Annotated in this window: 14 protein-coding genes; 12 read left to right on the top strand and 2 right to left on the bottom strand. The window is 32.6% G+C overall.

Translation table 11 applies throughout. The features are described 5' to 3' along the window. Positions 1-122: 122 nt before the first annotated feature. A complete protein-coding gene (locus DWV06_RS04690; RefSeq protein WP_115481019.1) occupies positions 123-2,981 on the top strand; it encodes an EAL domain-containing protein in 2,859 nt (952 codons plus the stop codon). 63 nt (positions 2,982-3,044) lie between these two features. On the opposite strand, the gene DWV06_RS04685 is transcribed toward DWV06_RS04690, so the two are convergent. Further along, positions 3,045-3,845 carry a histidinol-phosphatase HisJ family protein gene (locus DWV06_RS04685; RefSeq protein WP_115481018.1) on the bottom strand — a complete coding sequence of 267 codons (801 nt, stop codon included), beginning with the start codon at positions 3,843-3,845 and terminating at the stop codon, positions 3,045-3,047. A gap of 197 nt (positions 3,846-4,042) precedes the next feature. Between DWV06_RS04685 and gap the strand changes: the two genes are divergently transcribed. The 8 genes from gap (at position 4,043) to tkt (ending at position 13,594) form a co-directional block, all read left to right on the top strand. Beyond that, entirely contained in the window at positions 4,043-5,050 is a 1,008-nt protein-coding gene (gap, locus tag DWV06_RS04680) for a type I glyceraldehyde-3-phosphate dehydrogenase (protein ID WP_115481017.1), read from the top strand. Between the two features lie 107 nt (positions 5,051-5,157). Further along, entirely contained in the window at positions 5,158-6,348 is a 1,191-nt protein-coding gene (locus DWV06_RS18805) for a phosphoglycerate kinase (RefSeq protein ID WP_115481016.1), read from the top strand. A 60-nt stretch (positions 6,349-6,408) separates the two neighbouring features. Continuing rightward, positions 6,409-7,158 carry a triose-phosphate isomerase gene (gene tpiA / locus DWV06_RS18800; RefSeq protein WP_115481015.1) on the top strand — a complete coding sequence of 250 codons (750 nt, stop codon included), beginning with the start codon at positions 6,409-6,411 and terminating at the stop codon, positions 7,156-7,158. A 176-nt stretch (positions 7,159-7,334) separates the two neighbouring features. Next, complete coding sequence (locus DWV06_RS04665; RefSeq protein WP_115481014.1) at positions 7,335-9,434, top strand: BglG family transcription antiterminator; 2,100 nt, start codon at positions 7,335-7,337, stop codon at positions 9,432-9,434. A 20-nt stretch (positions 9,435-9,454) separates the two neighbouring features. After that, positions 9,455-9,889 carry a PTS sugar transporter subunit IIA gene (locus tag DWV06_RS04660; RefSeq protein WP_235828896.1) on the top strand — a complete coding sequence of 145 codons (435 nt, stop codon included), beginning with the start codon at positions 9,455-9,457 and terminating at the stop codon, positions 9,887-9,889. Between the two features lie 17 nt (positions 9,890-9,906). Beyond that, positions 9,907-11,289: a PTS ascorbate transporter subunit IIC gene (locus DWV06_RS04655; protein WP_115481013.1), complete on the top strand. Its 1,383-nt coding sequence runs from the start codon at positions 9,907-9,909 to the stop codon at positions 11,287-11,289. 19 nt (positions 11,290-11,308) lie between these two features. Further along, complete coding sequence (locus DWV06_RS04650) at positions 11,309-11,593, top strand: PTS sugar transporter subunit IIB (RefSeq protein ID WP_115481154.1); 285 nt, start codon at positions 11,309-11,311, stop codon at positions 11,591-11,593. Between the two features lie 12 nt (positions 11,594-11,605). Continuing rightward, entirely contained in the window at positions 11,606-13,594 is a 1,989-nt protein-coding gene (tkt, locus tag DWV06_RS04645) for a transketolase (protein WP_115481012.1), read from the top strand. 61 nt (positions 13,595-13,655) lie between these two features. On the opposite strand, the gene fba is transcribed toward tkt, so the two are convergent. After that, positions 13,656-14,603: a class II fructose-1,6-bisphosphate aldolase gene (gene fba, locus DWV06_RS04640; protein WP_115481011.1), complete on the bottom strand. Its 948-nt coding sequence runs from the start codon at positions 14,601-14,603 to the stop codon at positions 13,656-13,658. A 202-nt stretch (positions 14,604-14,805) separates the two neighbouring features. On the opposite strand from fba, the gene DWV06_RS04635 reads away from it, so the two are divergent. Genes DWV06_RS04635 through DWV06_RS04625 form a run of 3 tightly spaced genes read left to right on the top strand, consistent with a single transcriptional unit; the run spans position 14,806 to position 17,189 of the window. Next, entirely contained in the window at positions 14,806-15,045 is a 240-nt protein-coding gene (locus DWV06_RS04635) for a FeoA family protein (protein ID WP_115481010.1), read from the top strand. After that, positions 15,029-17,017: a ferrous iron transport protein B gene (gene feoB / locus DWV06_RS04630; RefSeq protein WP_115481009.1), complete on the top strand. Its 1,989-nt coding sequence runs from the start codon at positions 15,029-15,031 to the stop codon at positions 17,015-17,017. The genes DWV06_RS04635 and feoB overlap by 17 nt, the downstream gene beginning before the upstream one ends. Positions 17,018-17,042: 25 nt before the next feature. After that, positions 17,043-17,189: a FeoB-associated Cys-rich membrane protein gene (locus DWV06_RS04625; protein ID WP_115481008.1), complete on the top strand. Its 147-nt coding sequence runs from the start codon at positions 17,043-17,045 to the stop codon at positions 17,187-17,189. Positions 17,190-17,215 lie beyond the last annotated feature (26 nt).

The raw sequence follows: 17,215 nt of genomic DNA, 5'->3' as shown, positions 1-17,215 counted from the left end.
GGATTTTTGCGAATTTATGGAATAAATTTAAGATTCATAACATCAACTATAGAATAATGTAAAAAATTATGCTATAATGTTTTTGAGTATAATTAATTACATAAGAAAAGGTTGACTAAAGAATGAGAAAGATAAACAGGCTAATTTTTATAATAATTATATTGCTATTTATATCAGCATTTAATTCAAATGCGATGTCAGTATATGAAGACAATATAGTACGGGTAGGGATTTGTGAATTACCAGGTTTTTTAAAAATAGATGAAGGTGCTGATATAAAGGGATATGAAAAAGAATATTTAGATGAAATTGCATTATATACAGGTTGGAAATATGAATATATCAGCGGCACTTGGGAAGATTGTCAAGATTGGTTACGTACTGGCGAAGTTGATGTGATTGGAAACATACAGAAAAACGACTCAGAAGAACCGGCTTACCAATATACCGATATATCAACCGGTAATTATATACGTGAAATATATGTGTCTGAAAATAATAATTTCATTGGATATGAGGATTTTAAAAATTTTTCAGGAATAAGGATTGCTGGACTGAGCGGAAGTTCAGATATAGAGGCATGTCAAAATTATCTAAATGAAAAGGGCGTTAATGCAGAAATAGTGGAATATAATAAATATTCAGAGATGATCTCAGCGTTAAAGCAAGGAAAAGTAGAAGCTATGATAGCATCGAATTATCTTCAAATCGAAGGAGTAAAAAGAGTTGCTAAATTCGATGTATCAGACAGTTATTTTGTAGTCGCCAATGATAAAGAACAAATTTTAGAAGGATTTAATTTTGCATTAAAACAAATTTGTGTTTCAAATGAAAATTACAATTCAGAGTTATACAAAAAATATTATAGTAATCGGAAAGTGATTGATGCTTTTTCGCCCAAGGAAATTGATTATATACAGAAAAATCCAGATTTGCAGATTGCAGTAGATAATAATTGGGAATTGATGTCTTATTCAGATAAAGAAAAGCAATATAAAGGTATAAATCAAGAATTTTTAGAATTAATTGCTAGAAATTCCGGATTTAAATTTCAATATGTGGAATGTAATGATAACAAAACTAAACTTTCCAAACTAAAGAGTAATAAAGTACAAGCAACTATAAGCATATTAGGTAATCACGTAGATAGTGAATCATCAGTTAAAACTACTGATTCATATTATAAAATTATATTAGTGTTATTAAGTGAAGTGGATGTAAAAACATCTGATCGTTTTAAACTTGCATTACCAAAATATTTTGAATTATTAGAAAAAGAAATATTTAAAGCCTATCCCAATGTTACAATTCAGTATTTTCAGAGTGGACAACAATGCCTCAATGCAGTGAAATCAGGTAAAGTAACAGCAACGTTACTGGATAACAATAATTATAATCTGTATAGTGGCTTAGAGGCTTATAAGGAAATAGAAATAGAGTCAACATATGGAGATATGTATTCTCTTGCATTAAATGTAAGAAATGATAATTATATACTGTTATCTATCTTAAACAAATCAATTGCTCGAATCACGGATGAAGAAACGCAAGTATGTGTTATTGATGGAGTGCATGATTTTGAGAAAGCTAACACAGCTATGTTACTTTTTAGGACTTACAAGAGAGAAATATTTTCTGGAATTCTAATTTTTATATTACTTATTTCAACCATTTGGATTTTATATAAAAATAGAAAAGAAAAAGAATATGAGAAAAAAGCATATACGGATAGTGTAACAGGAATTAATAATTGGGATAAGTTCTGTATAGAAGCTGTAGATAAACTTAATTGCAATGAAAGTAATAAATATGCTTATGTTCTATTAGACTTAGATAAGTTTAAGATCATTAACAGCCGTTATGGGATTAGCGAAGGAGATAAGGCTCTGTTATATGTGGCAGAGGCTTTGAAAGAGAATACAACCAGAAAAGATGTAATAGCCAGAGTTTATGCAGATGTTTTTTGCATGCTGATTCATTATGATGAAGAATTGGATATCATAAGAAAAATAAGCAGTATAATTTTGAAATTAGAAAGATATAATGTAGGTCCCAAACTATCTGCGGTATTTGGAATTTATAAAATAGAAGACAAATCAGTTTCTTTAAATTTAATTAATGATAGGGCTAATCTGGCTAAAAATACAGTAAAACAGAATAGTGTGAATGCATATGCTTTTTATGATGTTAGTGTTATGGATAAAATCATTCAAGAAACTGACATAACAAATAGCATGACCGAAGCGTTAAAAACGGGGCAATTTAAGTTATTTTTACAACCTAAGTATAGTTTAAAGACTGGTAAAATTGAAAGTGCGGAAGCACTTGTACGTTGGGTGCATCCCGAAAAAGGTATCATATCACCGAACGAATTTATTCCCTTGTTTGAGCGAAAAGGATTAATTAAAAATCTGGATTATTATATTTGGGAACAAGCATGTAAAACTATGAATAAGTGGGAAAAGCAAGGTTTAGGGGTACTGCCTATTGCGATCAATGTATCTAAAGTACATTTATATAGCATGGATTTGGTGAATAAACTTCAAAGCCTTACACAAACTTATGGTATTAAACCCAGAAATTTAGAATTAGAGATTACTGAGCGATTATTTTGCAGTGATTCTGATCTGGTTTTAAAAATGATGAATCGTATTAAACAAAATGATTTTTTGTTTACTATGGATGATTTTGGTTCAGAGTATTCATCATTGAAACTACTAAAGCAAATGCCTATTGACGTTTTGAAAATCGATCAAGAATTTTTAGCAGAAATATCGCTGTCAGACAAAGTCAAAATTGTAATTCGTGATGTAATTAATATGGCAAAGCATATGAATATATTAGTAGTGTGTGAAGGAGTAGAAACAAAAGAACAAGCAGATTTCCTCAAAGAAACGAATTGTGATTATGTACAGGGGTATTATTATTCTAAGGCATTATCAGTAGAAGCGTTTGAAAAACTATTAATAACACAGGATTAAAAGAAAGTATAAGGTGAGTTCTTTACAGTCAGTAGTTTAATAAAAGAACCTGAATACATTCTCTTAAATGAGAATGTATTCAGGTTCTCTATTTTTAAATATATTATAGTGCTTAAATCCACATTGTTTTAATATGGATATAGCTCTATTAAATTCATGACCGATATATTCTATCGTATGCGCATCGGAACCTATGGTAATGATTTCACCGCCAAGTTCTTTATAGCGTTTTAGTATGTCTTCATGAGGGTTTGGATGTCCTAATCCATATTTAAAACCTCCGGTATTTAATTCAAGTCCTACTTGTTTCTGTATTAAAGTTTTCAAAATTTCATCAATGATATCAGCGTACTTTTTATATGAATAAAACTTGTTTTTATTCGGGCCATAACGAATGACATAATCTAAGTGACCAAATACATCAAATTCTGAGAAAGCATTAATGTTAGAAAGAATACTTTCAAAATATTCCTGATACCCTGCGGATTCTTTTCGTGTCTGAAAATATTCCGGAAAGTAAGGATCTAATCCGTTGATTAAATGATTAGAGCCGATGACAAAATCGAAGGGATATTTTTTGAGCATATCGGAATGACGTTTTGCTAATCTTGTTTGAAGACCTAGTTCCATGCCGATTAGAAGTTCAATTCTATCTGAATATAGTTTTTTCAAAGTTTCAAATTCTTTAAAATATAATTCAAAGTCAATTTCAAATAATTCTCCGTCATAAGGGTTATCAGTGTCTTGGTGATCTGTAAAACAGATGATATCTATGCCTAAAAAAATAGCTTGCTTCACTATTAATTCCATAGGGGTATTGCTATCACCAGAAAAATTTGAGTGTAAATGTAAATCACAAATCATAAAATACCTCCTTGATTTCTTTTCTAAATTAGCATAAAATATTTTTTATAAAATGTCAAAATGGAAAAAAATAAAATTTTACTTGAATTTTATGGACAAATTAGGTAAAATAGTTAAAGGTTGATGTTCTTTTAACAATCTTAGGAACACAATAGTCAATTTAAATTATTTATTATATAATATAGGAGGAATTTATAATGGCAGTAAAAGTAGCGATTAATGGATTCGGACGTATTGGACGTCTTGCATTCAGACAAATGTTCGGAGCAGAAGGATATGATGTAGTTGCAATCAACGATTTAACAAGTCCTAAAATGTTAGCTCATTTATTAAAATATGATTCAGCTCAAGGAAAATACGATGGAGAAGTTTCTGCAACAGAAGATTCTATCATTGTTAACGGAAAAGAAATCAAAATTTATGCAAAAGCAAATGCTTCTGAACTTCCTTGGGGAGAAATTGGAGTAGATGTAGTACTTGAATGTACAGGATTCTATGTATCTAAAGAAAAATCTCAAGCACATATTGATGCAGGCGCTAAAAAAGTTGTTATCTCAGCACCAGCTGGAAATGACTTACCAACTATCGTTTATAACGTAAATCATGATACATTAAAAGCATCAGATACAATTATTTCTGCAGCTTCATGTACAACAAACTGCTTAGCTCCTATGGCAAAAGCACTTAATGATTTAGCTCCAATCAAGAGTGGTATCATGTCAACAATTCATGCTTATACAGGAGATCAAATGATTCTTGACGGACCTCAAAGAAAAGGTGATTTAAGAAGATCACGTGCAGGTGCTATCAATATCGTTCCTAACTCTACAGGAGCAGCAAAAGCAATTGGTTTAGTTATTCCAGAATTAAACGGAAAATTAATTGGATCTGCTCAACGTGTACCTACACCAACAGGTTCAACAACTATTTTAATCTCTGTTGTTGAAGGAAAAGTTACAGTTGATCAAGTAAATGAAGCAATGAAAAAAGCTGAAACTGAATCTTTTGGATATAACACAGATGAAATCGTATCTTCAGATGTTATCGGAATGCTTTATGGTTCATTATTTGATGCAACTCAAACTATGGTATCTGATTGTGGAGATGGAACGACTCAAGTTCAAACAGTTTCATGGTATGACAATGAAAATTCATATGTTAGCCAAATGGTTAGAACAATCAAATATTTTGCTGAATTAGCTTAATAGTAGATTTAAAATAATAATGCATATTATTTAAGATCCCAAGATGGGTCCGATCTGAGGATCGGATTCATTTTTTATTATATAGGAAAGACAGGAGGAAAAACATAATGCTAAATAAAAAATCAGTAGATGATATTAATGTAAAAGGTCAAAAAGTTCTAGTTCGTTGTGATTTTAATGTTCCTTTACAAGAAGGTAAAATTACAGATGAAAATCGATTGGTTGCAGCACTTCCAACGATAAAGAAACTTATTGCAGATGGTGGAAGAGTAATTCTGTGTTCACATCTTGGTAAACCAAAAGGAGAACCAAAACCTGAATTATCATTAGCACCTGTTGCAGTTCGTTTGGCTGAATTATTAGGACAGGAAGTAAAATTTGCAGCTGATCCGGAAGTAGTTGGACCAAATGCAAAAGCTGCTGTTGATGCAATGAAAGATGGAGAGATTGTACTTCTTGAAAACACACGTTATAGAGCAGAAGAGACAAAGAACGGAGAAGCTTTTAGCAAAGATTTAGCTACATTAGCTGACGTATTTGTTAATGATGCATTTGGAACAGCTCATAGAGCACATTGTTCCAATGTTGGTGTAACAGAATTTGTGAAAACTGCAGTAGTTGGATATTTAATGCAAAAAGAGATCGATTTCTTAGGAAATGCTGTTAATAAACCTGAAAGACCATTTGTAGCTATTTTAGGTGGTTCAAAAGTATCTTCAAAAATTTCTGTAATCAACAATCTTTTAGATAAAGTGGATACATTAATTATTGGTGGTGGAATGAGCTATACGTTTGCAAAAGCTCAAGGTGAAGAAATTGGAAAATCTTTAGTAGAAGATGATTATTTAGAGTATTCGAAAGAAATGATTGAAAAAGCAAAAGCAAAAGGAGTAAAATTATTACTTCCTGTAGATACTATTGCAGCTAAGGAATTTTCTAATGAAGTAGAATTCCGTGCAGTAGAAGGTAGTTTAGAAGCAGATGAAATGGGACTTGATATTGGACCAAAAACAAGAGAACTTTATGTTGATGCATTAAAAGATGCGAAGACTGTTGTATGGAATGGACCTATGGGTGTATTTGAAATGTCAAATTTTGCGAATGGTACGATTGCAGTAGCGAAAGCATTGGCTGAACTTGATGCTACTACTATTATCGGTGGTGGAGATTCTGCTGCTGCTGTTAATATACTTGGCTTTGGAGATAAAATGACTCACATTTCTACAGGTGGCGGAGCATCATTGGAATTCTTAGAAGGTAAAGAATTACCAGGTGTAGTAGCTGCAAATGATAAATAAGATTATTTGTTTTAATATTAAAACAGATTATAAATGAAATTTTTTAAAGGAGAAGAGAAAATGGCAAGAAAAAAAATAATTGCAGGTAACTGGAAAATGAACAAAACTCCAAGTGAAGCAGTAGCTCTGGTTAATGAACTAAAACCTTTAGTTGCGAGTGATGAAGTTGATGTAGTTTTCTGTGTTCCGGCTATCAGCATTATTCCATGTATGGAAGCGGCAAAAGGTTCTAATATTAATATTGGTGCCGAAAATATGTATTTTGAAGAAAATGGAGCTTACACAGGAGAAATCGCTCCTAATATGTTAACTGATGTAGGTGTAAAATATGTAATTATCGGACATTCTGAAAGAAGAGAATATTTTGCTGAAACAGATGAAACGGTAAATAAAAAAGTTAAAAAAGCGTTTGAACACAATATTACACCAATCGTTTGTTGTGGTGAAAGCTTAACACAAAGAGAACAAGGTGTTACAATTGATTTTATACGTCAACAAATCAAGATTGCTTTCTTGGATGTTTCAGCACAACAAGCAGCTACTGCAGTAATTGCTTACGAGCCGATCTGGGCTATCGGAACAGGTAAAGTAGCTACAACTGAGCAAGCTCAAGAAGTATGTGCAGCAATTCGTGTTTGTATTTCTGAAATATATGATCAAGCAACTGCTGATGCTATTCGTATTCAGTATGGTGGAAGTGTTTCAGCTTCTAGCGCTCCTGAATTATTTGCTCAAGCAGATATTGATGGTGGACTTGTTGGTGGAGCATCATTGAAACCAGATTTTGGAAAAATAGTTAATTATAAATAATTTATACTTTACCCTGTAAATGTAATGTTTACAGGGTTTTTTTTGTTCTAAATAGGTTAAAATGAGATAAATCTTATGTATAATTATTTTCAAAAAGTAAGGAAAAGACTTTGACTTTTCTTTTTTTTATAAAATGTTACAATAAAATCACAGTAATCGAAAAGGAGAAAGGCAAAATGAACAAAAGAAACAGAGATATGCTTATATATTTATCAAATCATGAAGAGACATGTACACTCTCCGGATTGGCAGAACTGTTTCGTGTTTCAGAACGAAGTATTCGTAATGACTTAATTTGTATAAACGAATTTTTGCAGGAACATGGATTAACCCCGTTAGTGCTAAAGAATAGTGGGAAAATTAACGTTGGAGATGATTTGAGGAATGTTCATATGTTGCATATCGAAAAGGATGTTTATACCTATAAATTATCAAAAGACGAACGAGTCCATTGTATGTGCTGCTTATTAATACGTTCTGAATATCCAATAACCCTACAAATGCTTGCAGAAAGATTAATGGTCAGCCGTGCGACGACTATTAATGATATGGAAGAAGTAAAAAAAATTTGTAAAAATGCTAAACTTCATGTGAAGACGTATTCAAATAAAGGGTTGTATGTAGAAGGAACAGAAAAGAATAAACGATTACTGTTACTAAGTATAATTTGTCGATATGCTGATATTACTGCTGAAAAGAGAGTTCAAATTGCTTCCTATCCTGGAATGGACTTATTGACAGATACAAAAAAATTAGAAAGTGAGGTGATGTATAGCATTGTAATAGAACAAGAGACTCGATATGGACATTTTTTTTCAGATGATTCATTTTGCCGCTTGCAGTGTTATCTTATGTTAGTTTTTAACAGAATGAATCATGGCAAATTTTTGGATAGTCATGAAAAGAAAAATGACACAAAATATTGTATGGCTTTTGATATTATGAAGTTAGTTTCTCAGTATTGTAATTTTTTAATGGATGAAAGAGAAGTTTTAATGCTTTCACAAATATTAGAAGGTCTACATTATCATAAAAAGACCAACATAGATTCAGATATTGTTAAAACCCAACTTCTGACCAGAAGATTTATTGAATTAATATCAGATGATCTGCAGATAGATCTAAAGCATGATCTAACATTTCAGCAAGATTTGTCTAATCATTTGATTTCGGCATTTAAATCTTCAGCAATATTGGTTAAAAACCCTGTTATTGATCAAGTGGTAAAAGAAAATAAAAGAGTAATGGATTGTGTAGTGCGCAATATTCAATATTTGGAGTCATTTAGCTATCGAAAATTTACAGAAACAGATATTAATTATATCGTTGTTCATATTTGTGCGGCAATTGAAAGACAGCACGGAAATATGGAATGTCTGAATGTTATTTTGGCTTGTAATGGAGGAATTGGAACATCAAAACTATTATATGCAAATTTGAAAAAAAGATTTTCATTTAGAATATCAGAGATAATGACAGCTCATGAAATTGAAAACGAAAAATTATTTCAGGCAGATTTGGTCATATCTACGACTGAATTACACCGGAAAGACATAGAGACTATTGTAGTGCAAGCAATTCCGACTTTATTAGATTATCAAAAATTAAATGAGAAAATAAGTATGGTTTTGCAAAAGAAAAATCGTACGATTATTAAAAATTATGGATGGGATAATCTTCTAAAAGAAGTAGAAAAAATCATCTACTCTGAATTAGGAAGCGAAGGAAAAGAACTAAATAATAGTATAGCTAAAATAATTAATACATATGTAGGGGATAGAATTCAAGAAGATTCGATACCATTCAACTTAAGCGAATTATTGACTGAGAAATTTATACAATTGGATGTATTATGTGATTCATGGAAGGATGCTGTTTCTAAATCAGCTAAAATACTATTAGATAACCAATATATTGAAGAAAGATATATAAATGAAATGATACATTCAATTGAAGAAAATGGTCCTTATATCGTTTTGACAAAAGGACTTGCGATACCCCATGCTGGTATTGAAGCAGGTACAAAAAAACTTGGATTAAGCATGATACGTTTAAAAGAACCAGTCTCTTTCGGACATAAAACCTTTAAAGATATCGATTTTATTTGTTGTTTAAGTCCGATAGACGGGAAAAAACATTTACGTGCATTCATGCAGTTGGCAGATATTTTTTCAAATAGAAATAAGTATCAACAATTAAAAGAAGCAAAAACAAGTTATGAAGTACATCAATTGCTTAAAAAATATGAGGAAGGTATTGATAATATCAATATATGACAGAAAGGAATCGTTTTATTATGGGAATCGAGATATTATCAAAAGATAATGTTCAGATATTAGAGGAAGCAAAAGATTGGAAAGAAGCAATACGGATTTGCATAAAGCCACTGGAACGACATGGATTCGTAGAAGAAAGATATAAAGAAGAAATCATATCAAATATAGAATCCTTGGGGCCTTATATTGTTATAGGACCATATATTGCGTTACCTCATGCAAGACCTGAACAAGGTGTTATTAAAAGCCAGATTTCAATTACATTATTTAAAAAGTCTATTTATTTTGGAAAAGATGAAATACCGGCTAAGTTATTTGTTTCATTAGCGGCAAAAGACAACGAAAGCCATTTAGATGCTTTGGCTAATATTACAGAAGTACTTCAAAATGAGGAAGTAGTTAAAGAGATTTTGAAATCAAAAGATGTAGATACATTGTATCAATATTTTCATTGAGGGAAGGAGAAATTATTATGGCTAGTATACTAAATTTTATACAACAGATTTTATCAACACCCGCGATATTTGTAGGATTAATTGCATTGATAGGTTTGATTTTACAAAAGAGTAATGTTCAAAATGTAGTAAAAGGAACAATTAAAACAATATTAGGATTCCTGGTATTAAGTGCCGGTGCATCCGTTATTCAACAAGCAATTATACCTTTTGGTGATTTATTCCAAGTGGCATTTGGTGTCCAGGGAGTGGTACCTAACAATGAGGCAATTACTTCTCTTGGACTTAATGAATATGCAGTTCAAACAGCATCTATATTTGCATTAGGAATGTGTCTAAATATACTAATGGCTCGGTTTTCAAAATGGAAATATATTTTCCTTACTGGACATCATGCATTGTATATGTCATGTTTAATATCCATAATATTTTCTATAGGAGGTTTAAGTGGCTGGAAATTAATATTGAGTGGTGCTTTATTACTAGGTTTTATCATGGCTATGTTTCCGGCTATTATGCAGCCGACTATGAAAAAAGTTACAGGAGATGATTCACTGGCTTTAGGGCATTTTGGAAGTTGTGGTTATTGGCTGAGTGCTCAGATAGGTAAGGCATTTGGAACAAAAAAAGAGATGCGTACGACGGAAGATGTGAATTTTCCTAAAGGTTTATCATTCCTGAGGGATAATACTATCTCAATCTCCATTGCTATGTTTATATGTTACATAATTGTATCTGGTGTTGCTGAATTTACAAATACCGTAAAAGCAGAAGAAATATTTAATGGTACTAATTGGGTATTATATTCTGTAATGAATGCAATTACATTTTCAGCAGGTATTTATATTGTATTAGCAGGAGTTCGTATGTTGATTGCCGAAATTGTACCGGCTTTTAAAGGGATTTCGGAGAAATTAGTGCCCAATGCAAAACCGGCACTTGATTGTCCAATCGTATTTCCTTATGCTCCGAACGCTGTATTAATTGGATTTTTGTGTTCGTTTACCGGAGGGGTTTTCGGATTGATTATTCTGGCATTCATGGGAAATATAGGTCTGGCTGCAGCGATAATTCTTCCGGGTGCAGTAGTACATTTCTTTTGTGGAGCAACGGCAGGTGTATGTGGGAATGCAACTGGAGGGTTAAAAGGTTGTATCGTTGGAGCTTTTGTACATGGTATTGCAGTGACATTATTGGCAGCTTTTTTGTTACCGGTACTTGGTTCACTTGGATTTGCGAGCACAACGTTTTCTGATGCCGATTTTACTGTGATTGGTATTATATTTGGCAACTTATCAAAAGTCATATCAGCCGATATTATTTTTGTTTTAATGATAGTTATGTTCATGATGCCGATTTTGTATAGTTTTACTATTGGAAGAAAGAAAAATGAAACTTAAAGAGGAGGATTTGATTTATATGAAGATTAAAAAGATATTATGTTTTTGTGGTTCGGGACTGGGAACTTCATTTGTTATGGAGATGAATGTCAAAAAGGCATTAAAAAATTTGGGTATTGATGATATAGAAGTAGAACACTCTACCATTGATGATGTAATGCCTGGTGCTGCGGATCTGTTTATTTGCGGAGCAGATTTATTACCGAATGCTTTGAAAGCCGGAATGGCAATTGGTTTAAATAATATGGTTTCTGTAGAGGAAATTCAGACGAAATTAAAACAAATATTTGAGCAGGAAAATTAGGAAGGTTAGCAAATGAATCAAAATATAGATACAAAGGCATTGAACGCGATACGTGTTTTAGCAGCAGATGCAATTGAAGAAGCGAAATCGGGACATCCGGGTATGCCGTTGGGTTCAGCTGCCGCAGCCTACGAAATGTGGGCACATCATATGAAACATAACCCCAAAAATCCTTTATGGGTAAATAGAGATCGTTTTATTTTGTCAGCTGGACATGGTTCTATACTCTTATATTCGTTGTTGCATTTGTTTGGCTATGGACTAACAGTAGAAGATTTAAAAAAATTTAGACAAAAAGGTTCTTTAACACCTGGACATCCGGAATATGGTCATACTATGGGAGTAGAAGCCACAACAGGCCCTTTGGGAGCAGGAATGGGAATGGCGGTTGGAATGGCTATTGCAGAAGCACATCTGGCATCTGTATTTAATAAGACTGATTATCCTGTGTTTGATCATTATACTTATGTATTAGGTGGAGATGGATGTATGATGGAGGGAATTTCATCGGAAGCCTTCTCGTTGGCTGGTACATTAGGACTTCATAAATTAATTGTATTGTATGATTCCAATAATATTTCCATTGAAGGAAGCACAGAAATTGCATTTACGGAAGATGTATTAATGAGAATGAAAGCATATGGTTTTCAGGTTATTTCAGTTGAAGATGGAAATGATATCGAAGAAATTGGACAAGCGATTGCTAAAGCGAAGCAAGATAAAACAAAACCTTCTTTTATAAAAATAAATACGCAGATCGGATATGGATGTCCTCAAAAACAAGGAAAAGCAAGTGCCCATGGCGAACCTCTAGGTACAGAAAATGTGACTGCATTGAAAAACAATTTAGGATGGGATAGTTTAGAACCATTTTATATTCCGGATGAAGTTTATAAACACTATCAACTACTTACAGTAAAGGGAAGAGAACAAGAAGCAGATTGGAATCAATTATTTGTTGAGTATTGTAGCAGATATCCGAATATGAAAGAAAAATGGCATAAGTATCATGATAAAGATATCGAAAAAGAGTTATTGGAAAATGAATTGTTTTCTAACTTTGATATTAGGCCGGAATCAACTAGAAATTTATCTGGTTCAATAATAAATCGGATTAAAAATTTGCTGCCCGGATTCATTGGGGGTTCTGCAGATCTGGCACCTTCAAATAAAACATATATGGAGATGGCAGGAGATTTCTCAAAATTGAATTATAAGGGGCGTAATCTTCATTTTGGAGTAAGGGAATTATCAATGGCAGCGATTGGAAATGGAATAGCACTTCATGGAGGATTACGACCATTTGTTTCTACATTTTTCGTGTTTAGTGATTATTTGAAACCGATGGCTCGATTATCAGCAATGATGAAGTTACCTATTACATATGTATTTACACATGATAGTATTGGAGTAGGTGAAGATGGTCCCACGCATCAACCGGTTGAACAACTCGCTATGTTAAGGGCTATACCAAACTTAAACGTATTTCGTCCGGCAGATGCCAAAGAAACGGCGGCAGCATGGTATCAATCAATTATTTCTAAAACGACTCCATCGGCCATTGTATTGACCAGACAAAAGTTACAACAATTAGAAGAAACAGGAAAAGAAGCGATAAATGGAGCTTATGTATTACAGGATTCTATAAAAGAAATACCGGATGCTATTCTAATTGCCAGTGGTTCTGAGGTAGCTATAGCAGTAGAAGCTAAGAAAGATCTTGTCAGTAAAGGTGTTGATGTGCGTGTGGTGAGTATGCCTTGTATGGAGATTTTTGAACAACAGGATTTAGAATACAGAGAATCAGTTATACCACAGTCAGTTAGAAAAAGAGTTGTCATTGAAGCGCTTTCAGACTTTGGCTGGGGGAGATATGTTGGACTAGACGGTGCATATGTTACAATGAAAGGATTTGGAGCTTGTGCATCGGGGGAAGAATTATTTGAGAAATATAAAATTACGGTTGATAATGTAGTGAAAACGGTAATTGAATTATTTTAGTTTAAGTTAAAAAAGCATCCACCTTATGGGAGGATGCTTTTTTAATTTTAAGTCTTATAGACTATTTTAATTCGCCAGCTTTACCGTTACATCCAAGAACGTTAACAAGTTTATGTCTTACTAAGTCTCTAATGTTATCTCTAGCTGGAGATAAATATTGTCTAGGATCAAAGTGTTCAGGATGAGATGTAAAGTGTTCTCTGATACCAGCTGTTAAAGCAAGTCTTAAGTCAGAGTCAATATTGATTTTACATACAGCCATAGAAGCAGCTTCTCTTAACATTTCTTCTGGAATTCCAATAGCATCGTCTAATTTTCCGCCACAAGCGTTAATTGTTTCTACATATTTTGGAATAACGGAAGAAGCACCGTGTAAAACGATTGGGAAATTAGGTAGTAATTTTTCTACCTCTTTTAAGATATCAAAACGTAATTGTGGTTTTTGACCAGGTTTGAATTTGAAAGCACCATGGCTTGTACCAATAGCGATTGCTAATGAATCAACTCCGGTTCTGGAAACAAATTCTTGAACTTCTTCTGGTCTGGTATAAGAAGCATCCTCAGCAGATACATTAACATCATCTTCAACACCAGCTAATTTTCCTAATTCACCTTCAACTACACAGCCATGTGCATGAGCATATTCTACTACTTGTTTTGTTAATTTGATATTATCTTCGAAACTATGTTGAGAACCATCAATCATAACGGAAGTAAAACCGCCATCGATACAAGATTTACAAATTTCAAAACTATCACCATGATCCAAGTGAAGCGCGATTGGAAGATCAGTATCAATTAATGCAGCTTCAACTAATTTAACTAAGTATGCATGTTTTGCATATTTTCTAGCTCCTGCAGAAACTTGCAAAATAAGTGGTGCATTTTCTTCTTTTGCAGCCTCTGTAATTCCTTGAATAATTTCCATGTTGTTCACGTTAAAAGCTCCGATAGCATAACCGCCTTCATATGCTTTTTTGAACATTTCAGTTGTTGTAACTAAAGCCATTATTTATCCATCCTTTCATTCTATCAATATTTTGGTAATGGTCCAACTAACATTATAACATACAATTTAATTCTGCATAGTGGATTTTACAAAAAAAATGAAAAAATAGAAATAATTCCAAGCAAAATCAGTATTGACAATCATTATCAAAAAGAATATAATGAATAAGATTTAAGGATTGTTTTTACTATGGAGGATAAAGATGAAAATTTCAGAAGGTAAAATTCACGTTAACTATAACGTAGTTGAGTTACAATTGGATCCGGTCATTAGAAGAAGACTAGAAGCCTTAGGTATTACAGAAGGTTCGAGGATTCAAATTTTAAATAAAAAAAGAAATGGTGCTTTTATAATTAAAACACGAGGAACAAGATGGGCGATAGGAAAGCAGATTTCAGAAGGAATTATATGCCGGGAGGAGAAAAATGAAAAAGGAAATTAAAGTTGGATTTTTAGGAAATCCCAATTGTGGAAAAACAACTTTGTTCAATGCATTTACAGGTGCAAAATTAAAAGTTGCGAACTGGCCCGGAGTTACTGTCGAGAAGAAAGAAGGAGAAGCAAAATATAAAGACTGGACAATTAAACTGATTGATTTACCAGGTATTTATAGTTTATCATCCTATTCTATAGAAGAAAAAGTAAGTAGAAATTGTATTTTAAATGATGAAGTCGATGTAATTATTAATGTAGTAGATGCTGCTGCTTTGGAAAGAAATCTATATCTTACTCTTCAATTACTAGAACTGGGAAAACCAGTGGTGATGGCATTAAATATGATGGATATCATTGAAGAAAGAGGAATGGAGATCGATTTGCATAGAATGCCTGAAGTACTTGGGAATATTCCGGTTGTGCCAGTATCAGCGAGAAAGCGGACAGGATTAGATGTATTATTACATGCTGTTGTACATCACTATCAAGAAGAGTCAGAAGAATATAGTTTGAAATATAGCCAGGAAATTGAAAATGAAATTAGTAAGATTAAAAGCAAATTGGTGAAGTTTCATGAAGATATTGTTAATCCACGCTGGCATGCAATTAAGCTGTTGGAAGGTGATGAAGAAGTAAAAGAGAAATATGCAGATATTTTAAAAAACGATTCCATAATAGATTATGAAAAGAAAATAATAAATGAGAAGTATAATTATATAGAAGATATGATACAAGAAGTACTTTTCAACAAGGAATCAAAGTCAGCATTTACGGATAAAGTAGATGAAGTATTAACACATAAAATATGGGGAATTCCTATTTTTTTAGGGATTATGGGGATCGTGTTCTTTCTAACTTTCTTCATTGGCGACCTGTTAAAAGGAAGAGTTGAAATATTAATAGGCTGGTTTTCAGATTTTATTAATAATTATTTGATATCAATAGGGGCAGCGAATTGGTTAAAATCTATGATTGTTGATGGAATTATAGCCGGAGTAGGAGGCATACTTACTTTTTTACCGAATATTTTTATTTTATTTTTAGCTTTGGCACTATTGGAAGACAGCGGTTATATGGCTAGAGTTGCATATATAATGGATGGTATTATGGGAAAAGCAGGTTTATCGGGAAAAGCTTTTCTGCCGATGGTTTTGGGATTTGGATGTTCTGTTCCCGCAGTTATGGCAACGAGATCATTAGAAAATGAGAGAGATAGAAAAAAAACAATTCTACTAACACCTTTTATGTCTTGTTCGGCTAAATTACCAATCTATATTTTATTTGCAAATATGTTTTTTAAAGAGCATGCGATGTTAGTAGCTTTTTCGCTATATGTTTGGGGTGTTGTTATAGCAGTGATTCTTGCATTGATTATTGGTAAAGTGGATAAAATAAAGAATAGCAATACTTTATTAATAGAATTACCGGAATATAAGCAGCCTAATGTAAGAACCATTGGAATTTATGTATGGAATAAAATAGAAGACTATTTAACGAAAGCAGGAACAACAATTTTTATTGCCTCTATTATCATGTGGTTCATTTTGAATTTTAATATGAATGGAATGACAGAGGATGTTACATCAAGCTTTGGAGCAATGTTAGGAAAAGGCTTTGGAGTGATTTTGGCACCAGCCGGATTAGGAATGTGGCAGGTGGCAGTAGCACTAATTGCAGGACTTTCTGCGAAAGAAGTTGTAGTTTCAAGTTTTTATGTATTATTTGGTATTGGAAGTGTTAGTGAAGCAGCTGGATATTCACAATTAATACTGGACTTAAATCAAATAGGCTTTGGAGCAGTAAACGCTTATTCTTTAATGATATTTTCACTTTTATATACTCCATGTATAGCAACTATCGCAACAATCAAGAAGGAAAGTAATTCGCTAAGATATACAGTTGGAGTTGTTTTATTACAGTTATTCGTTGCCTGGTTAATATCAGTTATATTTTATCAGACAGGAAGAATCTTATTTTAAAATGTAGAAAGGATGGTAAGTTAGTATGGCAAGTTTATTAATTATATTAGCAATTGGGGTTTATGCAGGTTTTGTTATCAAAAGACAGATATCAAATTGGAAGAAGGGAAAATATTGCGGCAGCAATTGTGATGGTTGTTCAGGTGGCTGTCATAAAGATTTAAATAAATAAAAATATGTTCACAAGATTGCAAAAAG

The sequence above is a fragment of the Anaerosacchariphilus polymeriproducens genome (assembly GCF_003363435.1).
Lineage (GTDB): Bacteria > Bacillota > Clostridia > Lachnospirales > Lachnospiraceae > Anaerosacchariphilus > Anaerosacchariphilus polymeriproducens.
The sequence above is the reverse complement of the archived record's forward strand: the minus strand, read 5'-3'. Positions and strand labels throughout refer to the sequence as shown.

What these genes read in the sequence shown, in the direction of transcription:
- DWV06_RS04690 (WP_115481019.1), top strand. Translation starts at nt 123, where the DNA reads ATGAGAAAGATAAACAGGCTAATTTTTATAATAATTATATTGCTATTT.
- DWV06_RS04685 (WP_115481018.1), bottom strand. Translation starts at nt 3,845, where the DNA reads ATGATTTGTGATTTACATTTACACTCAAATTTTTCTGGTGATAGCAAT.
- gap (WP_115481017.1), top strand. Translation starts at nt 4,043, where the DNA reads ATGGCAGTAAAAGTAGCGATTAATGGATTCGGACGTATTGGACGTCTT.
- DWV06_RS18805 (WP_115481016.1), top strand. Translation starts at nt 5,158, where the DNA reads ATGCTAAATAAAAAATCAGTAGATGATATTAATGTAAAAGGTCAAAAA.
- tpiA (WP_115481015.1), top strand. Translation starts at nt 6,409, where the DNA reads ATGGCAAGAAAAAAAATAATTGCAGGTAACTGGAAAATGAACAAAACT.
- DWV06_RS04665 (WP_115481014.1), top strand. Translation starts at nt 7,335, where the DNA reads ATGAACAAAAGAAACAGAGATATGCTTATATATTTATCAAATCATGAA.
- DWV06_RS04660 (WP_235828896.1), top strand. Translation starts at nt 9,455, where the DNA reads ATGGGAATCGAGATATTATCAAAAGATAATGTTCAGATATTAGAGGAA.
- DWV06_RS04655 (WP_115481013.1), top strand. Translation starts at nt 9,907, where the DNA reads ATGGCTAGTATACTAAATTTTATACAACAGATTTTATCAACACCCGCG.
- DWV06_RS04650 (WP_115481154.1), top strand. Translation starts at nt 11,309, where the DNA reads ATGAAGATTAAAAAGATATTATGTTTTTGTGGTTCGGGACTGGGAACT.
- tkt (WP_115481012.1), top strand. Translation starts at nt 11,606, where the DNA reads ATGAATCAAAATATAGATACAAAGGCATTGAACGCGATACGTGTTTTA.
- fba (WP_115481011.1), bottom strand. Translation starts at nt 14,603, where the DNA reads ATGGCTTTAGTTACAACAACTGAAATGTTCAAAAAAGCATATGAAGGC.
- DWV06_RS04635 (WP_115481010.1), top strand. Translation starts at nt 14,806, where the DNA reads ATGAAAATTTCAGAAGGTAAAATTCACGTTAACTATAACGTAGTTGAG.
- feoB (WP_115481009.1), top strand. Translation starts at nt 15,029, where the DNA reads ATGAAAAAGGAAATTAAAGTTGGATTTTTAGGAAATCCCAATTGTGGA.
- DWV06_RS04625 (WP_115481008.1), top strand. Translation starts at nt 17,043, where the DNA reads ATGGCAAGTTTATTAATTATATTAGCAATTGGGGTTTATGCAGGTTTT.